This is a genomic window from Streptomyces sp. NPDC048352 (assembly GCF_040651895.1).
Taxonomy (GTDB): Bacteria; Actinomycetota; Actinomycetes; order Streptomycetales; family Streptomycetaceae; genus Streptomyces.
This window is the reverse complement of sequence record NZ_JBEZKZ010000091.1, coordinates 17,124-27,234: the sequence shown is the minus strand read 5'-3', so window position 1 is coordinate 27,234 and position 10,111 is coordinate 17,124. Positions and strand designations below refer to the sequence as shown.

General features: G+C 75.1%; 10 protein-coding genes and 1 pseudogene. 2 read left to right on the top strand and 9 right to left on the bottom strand.

Annotation, left to right across the window (positions count from 1 at the left end; all coding sequences use genetic code 11):
• The 3 genes and pseudogenes from AB0D45_RS30775 to AB0D45_RS30765 all read right to left on the bottom strand — a co-directional run.
• Positions 1-389: pseudogene (locus AB0D45_RS30775) on the bottom strand (hypothetical protein); the annotation flags it as partial.
• Positions 390-412: 23 nt separating this feature from the next.
• Entirely contained in the window at positions 413-592 is a 180-nt protein-coding gene (locus AB0D45_RS30770) for a hypothetical protein (RefSeq protein ID WP_362465115.1), read from the bottom strand.
• Positions 593-692: 100 nt separating this feature from the next.
• A complete protein-coding gene (locus AB0D45_RS30765; RefSeq protein WP_362465112.1) occupies positions 693-944 on the bottom strand; it encodes a helix-turn-helix transcriptional regulator in 252 nt (83 codons plus the stop codon).
• A 65-nt stretch (positions 945-1,009) separates the two neighbouring features.
• Here AB0D45_RS30765 and map point away from each other — a divergent pair, with 65 nt between their 5' ends.
• On the top strand, positions 1,010-1,777 hold the full coding sequence (gene map / locus AB0D45_RS30760; protein ID WP_362465109.1) for a type I methionyl aminopeptidase: 768 nt from the start codon (positions 1,010-1,012) through the stop codon (positions 1,775-1,777).
• A gap of 12 nt (positions 1,778-1,789) precedes the next feature.
• Here the strand turns inward: map and ggt are convergent, their stop codons facing one another.
• Positions 1,790-3,589, bottom strand: a complete 1,800-nt coding sequence (ggt, locus tag AB0D45_RS30755; RefSeq protein ID WP_362465106.1) for a gamma-glutamyltransferase — start codon at positions 3,587-3,589, stop codon at positions 1,790-1,792.
• Positions 3,590-3,690: 101 nt separating this feature from the next.
• Here ggt and AB0D45_RS30750 point away from each other — a divergent pair, with 101 nt between their 5' ends.
• On the top strand, positions 3,691-4,413 hold the full coding sequence (locus tag AB0D45_RS30750) for a hypothetical protein (protein ID WP_362465103.1): 723 nt from the start codon (positions 3,691-3,693) through the stop codon (positions 4,411-4,413).
• Here AB0D45_RS30750 and AB0D45_RS30745 read toward each other — a convergent pair.
• Genes AB0D45_RS30745 through murJ form a run of 5 tightly spaced genes read right to left on the bottom strand, consistent with a single transcriptional unit; the run spans position 4,373 to position 10,065 of the window.
• Positions 4,373-5,644: a cytochrome P450 gene (locus tag AB0D45_RS30745; protein ID WP_362465101.1), complete on the bottom strand. Its 1,272-nt coding sequence runs from the start codon at positions 5,642-5,644 to the stop codon at positions 4,373-4,375. The two genes, AB0D45_RS30750 and AB0D45_RS30745, sit on opposite strands and share 41 nt — an antisense overlap.
• 44 nt (positions 5,645-5,688) lie before the next feature.
• Entirely contained in the window at positions 5,689-6,258 is a 570-nt protein-coding gene (locus AB0D45_RS30740; RefSeq protein WP_362465098.1) for a hypothetical protein, read from the bottom strand.
• On the bottom strand, positions 6,255-7,700 hold the full coding sequence (locus tag AB0D45_RS30735; RefSeq protein ID WP_362465095.1) for a HAMP domain-containing sensor histidine kinase: 1,446 nt from the start codon (positions 7,698-7,700) through the stop codon (positions 6,255-6,257). Before AB0D45_RS30735 ends, AB0D45_RS30740 begins: the two co-directional genes overlap by 4 nt.
• A gap of 3 nt (positions 7,701-7,703) precedes the next feature.
• A complete protein-coding gene (locus AB0D45_RS30730; protein ID WP_361603276.1) occupies positions 7,704-8,384 on the bottom strand; it encodes a response regulator transcription factor in 681 nt (226 codons plus the stop codon).
• A gap of 22 nt (positions 8,385-8,406) precedes the next feature.
• A complete protein-coding gene (gene murJ, locus AB0D45_RS30725; RefSeq protein ID WP_362465092.1) occupies positions 8,407-10,065 on the bottom strand; it encodes a murein biosynthesis integral membrane protein MurJ in 1,659 nt (552 codons plus the stop codon).
• Positions 10,066-10,111 lie beyond the last annotated feature (46 nt).

The following is a 10,111-nucleotide window of genomic DNA, read 5'->3' as shown; positions in this document are numbered from 1 at the left end:
CGCGCGAGCTGCTCCTCGTACACCTCCCGCGCCTCGGCCGCCCGCTCGGCCAGGGCCCCGGCGCACGGCCCGGCCGTCGCCACCAGCAGGGCGCGCAGCTCGCGCGCCCCGCCCGGCATCGCGTCCCACGCGGCGACGGCGGCCGCCCGCAGCCCGGCCGCGTACTGGGCCTCGCCCGCCGCACCGCCCGGCTCCTCCGGCAGGTCGGCGAGCAGCGATTCCAGTACGTCCCAGGGCGGCACCGCGACCCCGTCCAGGCAGGCGCGCATCCCCTCCGGGTCCCGCCGCAGGAACTCCCCGTACCAGCCGGTACCGGGATCCAGTCGCTGGGTCAACCCCCGGAGGTAGTCCGTGAGTTCCCCGATCACCCGCGCAGTCGGCGTCTCCATGCACGCATTGCACCGCACCGGTGTTACGAGCGGGCTACGGACATCTCAAACCTGGACGGCGAACCCGTGAGGAAACCGGCGCCCGGGGCCAGGGCGCCGGCCCGGCCCTTCGGGGCGGAGCAGGCGGCGGCCAGCAGACCGGCGGCGAGGAGGCCGCCGAGGAGTGCGAGACCGAGTCGCTTCGCTGCGTTCGTGGCTGACACGCCCTGACGCCTGCCCCGGACGCCGCCGCTCCCACCGCTCCTTGCGCCGTTCGGCCTCCGGAGACCCCTCGGCGGGCTCCTTCCGTACGCCGGGCGGCCGTCAGGCGGGCACGAGCGCGCAGCGGCGTACGACCTCGTCCAGGGAGAGCCCGAGCACTCCGGCGAGGGCGGCGACCGTGAAGAAGGCGGGCGTGGGCGCGCGGCCCGTCTCGATCTTGCGGAGGGTCTCGGAGGAGAGCCCGGCTCCGGCGGCGACCTCGACCATGCTGCGGCCGGCGCGCGCCTCGCGCAGCAGCGCGCCCAGGCGCTCGCCGCGCTCGCGCTCTTCGGGTGTCAGAGGGGTTCGGACCATGCCGCCATCCTACCCCGCACCCCCAATAACTATCCCGGTAAAGTTATACCGGTATAGTTATTGGCATGGTTCAACTGAAGACCGATCGAGCGATCGACGAGATGCGCGCCGCCGGCCGGGTGGTCGCGCACGCCCTGGCCGCCGTACGCGGAGCCGCCCGGGTCGGGGTGTCCCTGCTGGAGCTGGACGCGGTGGCCCGCGGGGTGCTGCGCGAGGCCGGGGCCACCTCCCCCTTCCTCGGCTACCGGCCGCACTTCGCGCCGGTGCCCTTCCCCGCGGTGGTGTGCGCCTCGGTCAACGACGCGATCGTGCACGGTGTCCCCGACGGCTACCGCCTGCGCGACGGGGACCTGGTCAGCATCGACTGCGGGGCGAAGCTGCGCGGCTGGGTCGGGGACGCCGCCGTCAGCTTCACCGTCGGCCGCCCCCGCCCCGCCGACCTGCTGCTCATCGGAACGGCCGAGCGGGCCCTGGCGGCCGGCATCGCCGCCGCCGTGCCCGGCAACCGCATCGGCGACATCGCCCACGCGATCGGGACCGTCTGCCGCTCCGCCGGGTACGGCATCCCCGAGGGCTTCGGCGGCCACGGCGTGGGCCGCGGCATGCACGAGGACCCCGGCGTCCCCAACGAGGGCCCGCCGGGGCGCGGCATGAGGCTGCGCCCCGGCATGGTCATCGCGATCGAGCCGATGCTCGTCGCCGGCGGTACGGACGACTACACCTGCGACCCCGACGGCTGGACCCTGCGCACCACCGACGGCTCCCGCGCCGCCCATGCCGAGCACACCGTCGCGGTCACCGCCGGCGGCCCCAGGATCCTGACGGCCCTGTAGACCGTCCGGCCGCTACGGCTTGCCGTGCGGGTGCACCACCATCGCCGAGCCGCCGCCCCGGCGGGTGGTCTCGGCCGCCGCCAGCCAGCGGCCGTCGGGCAGGCGCTGGACGCCGGTCGCGGCGCCGATCTCGGGGTTCTGCCGGAAGGCGTGGCCCAGGCCCTCCAGTTCGGTGCGCAGCGGGCTGTTCCACAGGGCCGGCTCCAGTTCCGTGGTGGTCTGGTTGCGCTGGCTGGCGCGCGGCGCCGCGATGGCGTCCACCAGGGGCAGGCCGCGGTCCAGGTGGCCGGTCAGGGTCTGCAGGACGGTGGTGATGATGGTGGCGCCGCCCGGCGACCCGACCGCCAGGACCGGCCGGCCGTGCTCCAGGACGATGGTCGGGGAGATCGAGGAGCGCGGGCGCTTGCCCGGACCGGGCAGGTTCGGGTCCGGGACGCCGGGGGCCGCCGGGGCGAAGGAGAAGTCGGTCAGCTCGTTGTTGAGCAGGAAGCCGCGCCCGGGGACGGTGAGGGCGCTGCCGCCGGTGGACTCGATGGTCAGGGTGTAGGCGACGACGTTGCCCCAGCGGTCGGCGACCGTCAGGTGGGTGGTGTTCTCCCCCTCGTAGGTGGTGGGGGCCGGCCCGCCCGTGGTGGCGCAGGGGACGGGATCGCGGGGGTCGCCGGGGGCCAGCGGGCTGGTCAGGGCCCGGTCGGGCCTGATGAGGCAGGCGCGGGTGTCGGCGTACCGCTGCGAGAGGAGCTCGCGCGTGGGGACGGGGACGGCGGCCGGGTCGCCGACCCAGCGGCCCCGGTCGGCGAAGGCGATCCGGGAGGCCTCGATGTAGTGGTGCAGGTACTGCGCCGGGGACAGCTTCGACAGGTCGGTGCGCTCGAGGATGTTCAGCGCCTCGCCGACGGTGGTGCCGCCGGAGGAGGACGGCGCCATGCCGTAGACGTCCAGGCCCCGGTAGCCCACCCGGGTCGGGGCCTGCCGCTTGGTCTCGTACGCGCGGAGGTCGGCCGTGGTCAGGTCGCCGGGGCGGACGTTGCGGGTGGCGGACGGGTCGACGGGGGGCTTGCGGACGGTGTTGACGATGTCCTCGGCGATCGGTCCCCGGTAGAGCGCGCCGGTGCCCTTGCGGGCGAGTTCGGCGTAGGTGGCGGCGAGGTCCGGGTTCTTGAAGGTCGAGCCGACGACGGGGGGCTGCCCGCCGGGCAGGAACAGCTCGCGGGTGGCGGGGAAGTCCTTGAACCGGTCCTGGTTGGCCTCGGTCTGGGCGCGGAAGGTGGCGTCGACCGTGAAACCGTCCCGGGCCAGTTTCTCCGCCGGGCGCAGAAGCTGGGCGAGCGGGCGGCTGCCCCAGGCGTCGAGGGCGCTCTTCCAGGTGGCGGGGGTGCCGGGGACGCCGACCGCGCGGCCGCTGGTCTGGCCTTCGGCGAAGGGGATGGGCGCGCCGTTCTCCTGGAAGAGTGCCGCGGTGGCCGAGGCGGGCGCGGTCTCACGGCCGTCGATGGTGTGCACCCGGCGGGACCGGGCGTCGTAGTAGACGAAGTAGCCGCCCCCGCCGATCCCGGCGGAGTACGGCTCGGTGACCCCGAGCGCGGCGGCGGTGGCGACCGCGGCGTCGACGGCGTTGCCGCCGGCGCGCAGGACCGCGATGCCGGCCGCGGAGGCGTCGGCGTCCGCACTGGCGACGGCCCCGCCGTATCCGGCGGCGACCGGCACCTTGGGCGGGGCGGGGCTCTGCTGGGGCGGAGCCGCGGCCCCGGTGGAGACGAGCGCCCCGGCGAGGGCGGCGAACGCTAAGTGACGTGCTGCGAAGGCGCGCATCCGGTTCCTCCAGTCGACTGCCTGTCAGGCCTGGGAGCGGCAGCCTAGCTTCGCCGCACCCCCCGCGTCAGGAAGGCGGTGCGGCGGCTACCATCCGCCGCATGAACGATGACGTCCGCAACATCGTGCTCGGGGTGGTCGCCACTGCGGTCAGCGGTGGTTTCGGCTGGTTCACGCGGACGTACCTGTGGCGCCGCGCGCTCCGCCGCAAGCAGGCCTTCTTCGGGCTGCCGACCGGCTCGGACTGCCTGTTCGTGGCGAACCGGCAGGTGGGCGGTACGGAGTCCTCGCTGCACCGCAGCGACGCCTTCGCACTGCTGGAGATATCCGCCCTGATACGGGACTGCGGGGCGACGGTACGGATCGTCACGCACGAGGCCCGCCAGGGTTTCGGTGAGCGGGCGGAGTTCTGCGTCGGCGGTCCGGCCTCGAACTCCCGCACGGTGGCCCACCTGCACTCCATGCTGCCGGGCGTGCGGGTCGACCTCTCCACCGAGCCCGGCCCCGGCCGGGGGGCGATCAGCGTCGGCGGGGAGGCGTACCGCTGGGAGCCGGGCCTGGTGGAGTACGTCCTGCTGGCGCGGCTGACGGCCGGGGAGGGCGCGCGGCCGGTGTTCCTGCTGTCGGGGCAGACCGCCAACAGCAACCAGGCAGCGGCCCGTTACCTGGCCAGGCACCATGAGGAGCTGGCCCGTACCTACCGCGGCGGCTCCTTCTGCCTCGTGCTGAAGGTGGTCAACTCCGATGCCTACGGGCCGGACGTGACGGAGCTGGTGGCCGACGTCACCGCCGCGGCCCGGACACCCGCAGCGGCAGCCGCGTGATGCCGTTGATGAAGTTGGAGACCAGCCGGCGGGGCTCTCCCGCGAGTTCGGGAGCGGGCATGGCGGCGCGCCACTCCTCGTAGAGGGTGCGCAGCTGGAGGCGGGCGAAGTGGGCGCCGAGGCACACGTGGGGGCCCTCGCCGAAGGAGACGTGCGGGTTCGGGGAGCGGTCGGGGTCGAGGCGGTGCGGGTCGGTGAAGACGCGCTCGTCGTGGTTGGCGGCGGCGTGGAAGACGACGACCTTGTCGCCGGCCCGGACCTGGGTGCCGGCGAGTGCGGTGTCGCGGGCGGCGGTGCGGCGGAAGCTGAGCACCGGCGGGTGGACGCGCAGCAGCTCCTCGGTGGCCCGGTCCACCGGGGCGGTGCCGTCGGCGAGGCGCCGGTAGGCGTCGGGGTGGCGGGCGAGGGCGAGCAAGCCGCCCGGCGCGGCGCTGCGTACGGTGTCGTTGCCGGCGACGGTCAGCAGGAAGAAGAACATCTCCAGCTCGGCGGGCTCCAGTCCGGCCTGCGCGAGGACGGTCATCACGTCGTCGCCGGGGTGGGCGCGCTTGTGGGCGGCCAGTTCCCGGGCGTACGCGAACATCTCGCCGAGCAGGGCCGGGGAGCGCGGGTTCAGGGGTGTGCCGTCCGGGCCGAGGAGCGGCGCGGGGGCGTCCTCGGGGTCCTGGTAGCCGATGATCCGTACGGTCCACTCCAGCAGCAGGCCCCGGTCGGCGGGCGGGACGCCCAGCAGGTCGGTGAGGTTGAGCAGGGCGTACTCGTCGGTGACGGCCCGCACCACGTCCGCGGCGCCGTCCTCGGCCCCGGCGCGGGCGGCGGCGAGGAGGGTGCGGGCGCGCTCGCGGACCCGGCCCGCGAAGGCGTCGACCCGGGCGGGGGTGAAGGCGCGGGCGACGAGGCGGCGCAGCCGGCCGTGCCGGGGAGGGTCCTGGTTGAGCATGGTGCTGCGCAGGAACGGCAGGTCCGCCGGGTCGGGGTCGCGGATCTGGGTGGCGCCGGTCCAGGAGGAGTACGTGGCGTGGTCGCGCAGCACGCGGACGACGTCGGCGTGCCGGGTGACGGCCCAGAACCCGGGCCCGGCGGGCCAGCCCTGGACCTCGGGCTCCTCCTGCCAGGCCACCGGGTGCCGCTCGCGCAGCAGCCGGTACCGCTCGTGCGGGACGCCCTCGGCGTAGAGGCGGGGGTCGAAGACGTCGGGGATGCCGGGGGCCCGGGCGGCGGCGCGTTCCATGGCCCACACGGTGGCGGCACGGCGGGGCCGCCCGCAAGGGGCCGTCAGGTCCCCGCGGCCCCCGCCGTCCCGGCCGCCCCCGCCGCCCCCGCCGTCCCGGCCCCGGCCCCGGCCCCGGCGTCGCAGCCGGCCGCCTCCAGTGCGGTGTCGGTGCCGTGGAGCTCCACCCGCGTGCCCGGGGCGAGGGTGGACAGGGCGCTGCACACCAGCTGGCGGCGGGCCAGCGGGTCCAGGTCCGCCACGGGGAGGGGCAGCCGCACCTCCAGCAGGTCCCGCGCCGGGTAGCCGGCCGTGATCTCCTCCAGCCGGCGTTCCTCGACCGGCGGCAGCCGGGTGCCCAGCCCGGCCTCGGCTTCCGCGGCGCCGGGGCCGCTGAGCAGTCCCGTGAGGCTGCCGCGGGGGCCGTTGGCGGTGTGCTCGGGCTGCGGCGAGGGCACCAGCCGCCCCTCGGGGGTGACGAAGTACGCCAGGGAGGTGCGGGCGGGCGCGGCGACGGCGACCTTGGCGGCCGCGCCGCTCTCGACGACCCCGGTGGGCTTGATCCCGCAGGCGGTGAGCAGCAGCGGCGGGCCGAGCAGGGCGGCGGCCGCCGCGAGGGTCCGCTTCCGGCTCATCCGGTGGCCTCCAGGGGCATGTCGAGGGTGAACACCGCTCCGCCGCCGGGTGCGTTCGCCGCGGTCAGGGTGCCGCCGTGCAGCCGGACGTTCTCCAGGGCGATGGCGAGTCCGAGGCCGCTGCCGGCGGAGCGGGCGCGGGCGGCGTCGGCTTTGAAGAAGCGCTCGAAGACGTGCGGCAGCGCCTCCTCGGCGATGCCCGGGCCGCTGTCGGCGACCTCCAGCAGCAGGCGCTCCCCGCCCGGGTGCTCCTCGGTGCGCACGGTGATCCGCACGGGTGCGTCGCCGTGCCGCAGCGCGTTGCCGACGAGGTTGGCCAGCACCACGTCGAAGCGGCGCGGGTCCAGCCGGGCGCGGATCCCGTCGGGCAGGTCGGTGGTGATCCGCTCGTCGTCCCAGCGGCGGCGCTCCAGGGTCTTGCCCACGGCCTCGGCGATGTCGACCTCGTCGGGGTTGAGTCCGGCGGCGCGGGCGTCGAAACGGGAGATCTCCATCAGGTCCTCGACGAGGACGGCGAGCTTCCCGGTCTCGGTGCTGATCAGCCGCAGGGCCTTGGCGGTGTCGGGGCCGAGGCCGGCGGCGTCCTCGTCGAGCACCTCGGTGACGGCGAGCATCCCGGCGAGCGGGGTGCGCAGTTCGTGGGAGACGTCGGCGGCGAACCGGCGGGCCCGGGCTTCGGCCCCGCGCAGTTCGGCCACGGACTCCTCGAGGGCCGCGGCGGTCTCGTTGAAGGTGCGGGCGAGGCCCGCGAGTTCGTCCGCCCCCCGGACCTCGATCCGGGTGTCGAGGCGGCCCCGGCCCAGGTTCTGCGCGGCGCGCCGCATGTCCCGTACGGGGCGCAGGACGCTGCGCGCGGCCAGCAGGGCGGGAACGAGCGCGATGGCGAGGCCGGGGACGGCGCCCTGTTTGGCGGCCTCGACCATGGCGTCGACGGTCTGCTGTTCGCTGGTCAGGGGCATGACGGCGTAGACGGTGACCCCGGTCGGCTCGCGGTCGCCGCCGCGTGTGAAGACGGCGGGCATGCCGATGGTGAGGTAGGGCTCGCCGCGGCCGTCCCGCACGCGCTGGAAGGCACCGTGCGGGTTGGCTGCGACCTGGTCGCGCAGGGCGCCGGTGAGGACGGCGGAGGTGGTGGGGGTCCCGTTGGAGGAGACCCGCAGGGTGCCGTACTCCCCGTAGACCACCCAGGAGTGCGGTTTGCCGCGCTTGCCGAGGTCGTTGACGAGGCGCTGGAGCTGGGGGCGGTCCATGGGCAGGCTCATGCCCTGGCCCTCCAGCTGGTCGCGCAGGGTGCTGACCGCCGTGTCCTGGCTCTGGGTCAGGACCGCCCTGCGTGCCTGCCGGTAGGTGAGCGCGGCCGTGCTGACCGCGCAGATGGTGGCGACCAGCAGGAACGCCGCGATCAGCCGGGTGCGCAGTCCGAGCGGGGTGAGGTTGGGCACGGCCTAGAGCGGGCCGAAGCGGTAGCCGAAGCCCCGCACGGTCTGGATGTACCGGGGGTGGCGGTCGGGGTCCTCGACCTTGTTGCGCAGCCGGCGCACGCAGGCGTCCACGAGGCGGGCGTCGGCGTGGTAGCTGTGCTCCCACACGTACTCCAGCAGCTGCTGCCGGGAGAAGACCTGCCCGGGTGAGGCCGACAGGTGGAGCAGGAGCTTGATCTCGCTGGGTGCGAGTGCGAGGCGCCTGCCGTTCTTGGCGACGGTCAGCCCGGCGCGGTCGACGGTGAGCTCGCCGTGGTGTTCCACCCCGGGCCGGCCGGCGGGGCCCTTGAGGCGGCGCAGCACGGCCTTGACGCGGGCCTCGATGATCTCGGTGCGGGCGGGTTTGACGATGTAGTCGTCGGCCCCGGCCTCCAGGCCGACGACGATGTCGAAGTCGTCGCCGCGTGCGGTGAGCATGATGACGGGGACCTGGCTGCTCTCCCTGATCCGGCGGCAGACCTGTACGCCGTTGATCCCGGGCAGCATCAGGTCCAGCAGCACCAGCTCGGGGCGGAATCCGCCGAGGAGCGCCAGGCCCTCCTCGCCGGTCCGGGCGGCGCTCACCTCGTGGCCGCGGCGGCGCAGGCCCAGCGCGACCCCTTCCCGGATGGAAGGGTCGTCCTCGATCAGCAGTACGCGCGGCATCCGGCCCGTATTCCAGGGTGCTTCATATGCTTTCCTCCCGTTTTCGTCCGACCTTCCGGCGCAGGGAGTCCAGCAGGTCGGTGATCTCCGCCAGGCGCAGCGGCCGGGCGAGGAGTACGACGACCAGGGCGAGCGCGGCGGTTCCCGCTCCGGCCGCGGCGAAGGCCCCGAGGCCCTCGGCGGCGCGGGCGGCCCCGTACCCGGCGGCGGCCGCGGGCAGGCAGGCGCCGGTCAGCCGGAGGTGGGTGGAGAGGGCGGTGGTCCGGTGCCGGGCGCGCGGGCCGAGCCGCCGGGAGAGGGTGCGGGCGGTGACGGCGGCGCCCCCCATGAAGGCGAGGGAGGTGGCGGCGGCCATGCCGGTGACGGCCCAGCGGGCCGGCAGCAGCAGGTAGGCGGCGCAGGAGAGCCCGGCGTTGAGGGCGACGACCACCAGGTTGAGGAAGAAGGGGGTCCGGGCGTCGGAGAGGGCGTAGAAGCCGCGGGCCATCACGTACTGCGCGGAGTAGGCGAGGAGGCCGGGGGCGAAGGCGATGAGCATGCCGGCCATCGCCGCGACGCCGGCGGTGGTGACGTCCCCGTATCCGGCGGCGCAGTCCATCACCCAGGGGGCCAGCGCGGCGAACAGCGCGGCGGCGGGGATCACCAGGGCGGCGCTGGAGCGCAGCGCGTACGAGACGTCCTCGCGGACGGAGGCGAGGTCGCCGTCGGCGGCGGCCGCGCTCATCCGGGGCATGAGGGCGGTGACGAGGGAGACGGTGATGATGCCCTGGGGGACGACCCACAGCTGGTAGGCGCTGCTGTAGGCGGAGTAGCCGTAGCCGGCGGCCCGGTGTCCCACGGTGGTGGAGAGCCTGGTGACCACCCAGTAGGCGATCTGGTTGGTGAAGACGAGCGCGACCAGCCAGCCCGCGTTGCGCAGGGGGCGGGTGAGGCCGCTGCCGCGCCAGTCGAAGCGGGGGCGCCAGCGGAAGCGGGCGGCGCGCAGCGAGGGGACGAGGGCGAGGGCCTGGATCACGATGCCGGCGGTGGTGCCGAGGCCCAGCAGGCGGGTCTCGGCGGCGGTGAGGCCGGCGGAGCCGGTGCGGGAGAGGTACAGGAAGAGGCCGAAGACGGCGACGACCACGAGGTTGTTGAGGACCGGGGTCCACATCATGGCGCCGAACCGGCCGCGTGCGTTCAGTACTTGGCCGAGCAGGGTGAACAGGCCGTAGAAGAGGATCTGCGGCAGGCAGAAGCGGGCGAGGGCCACGATCGTGTCACGTGGGGCGCCGGTGTACTCGGGGGCGTACGCCCCGACGATCAGCGGCGCGGCGAGGACGGCGGTGGCGGTGACCAGCAGGAGCGCCGCCGTGCAGGCGGTCAGCAGCCGGTCGGTGTACGCGGCGCCGCCGTCGTGGTGTTCCCGGGCGGCGCGCACCAGTTCCGGGACGAAGACGGCGTTGAGCGCGCCGCCGACGAGCAGCATGTAGATGATGTTCGGGACCGTGTTGGCGACGGCGTAGCCGTCGCCGAGCAGTTCGGAGCCCAGTGCGGCGAGGACCACGGCGGAACGGACGAAGCCGGTGGCGCGGGAGACGAGGGAGCCGGCCGCCATCAGCGCGCCGCTGCGCAGTACGGAGCCCTTCGGCGGCGGGGCGGTCGCCGGGGCGGCGCCGGCCGGTCTGGTGTCGGTGGCCGTCACGGACGGTCTCCCTCGTCTGGGCTGGCTGGGGGTCGAGGGTGGAGGG

Coding starts and splice junctions, on each gene's coding strand:
- AB0D45_RS30765 (WP_362465112.1), bottom strand. CDS start 944: ATGGTCCGAACCCCTCTGACACCCGAAGAGCGCGAGCGCGGCGAGCGC.
- map (WP_362465109.1), top strand. CDS start 1,010: ATGGTTCAACTGAAGACCGATCGAGCGATCGACGAGATGCGCGCCGCC.
- ggt (WP_362465106.1), bottom strand. CDS start 3,589: ATGCGCGCCTTCGCAGCACGTCACTTAGCGTTCGCCGCCCTCGCCGGG.
- AB0D45_RS30750 (WP_362465103.1), top strand. CDS start 3,691: ATGAACGATGACGTCCGCAACATCGTGCTCGGGGTGGTCGCCACTGCG.
- AB0D45_RS30745 (WP_362465101.1), bottom strand. CDS start 5,644: ATGGAACGCGCCGCCGCCCGGGCCCCCGGCATCCCCGACGTCTTCGAC.
- AB0D45_RS30740 (WP_362465098.1), bottom strand. CDS start 6,258: ATGAGCCGGAAGCGGACCCTCGCGGCGGCCGCCGCCCTGCTCGGCCCG.
- AB0D45_RS30730 (WP_361603276.1), bottom strand. CDS start 8,384: ATGCCGCGCGTACTGCTGATCGAGGACGACCCTTCCATCCGGGAAGGG.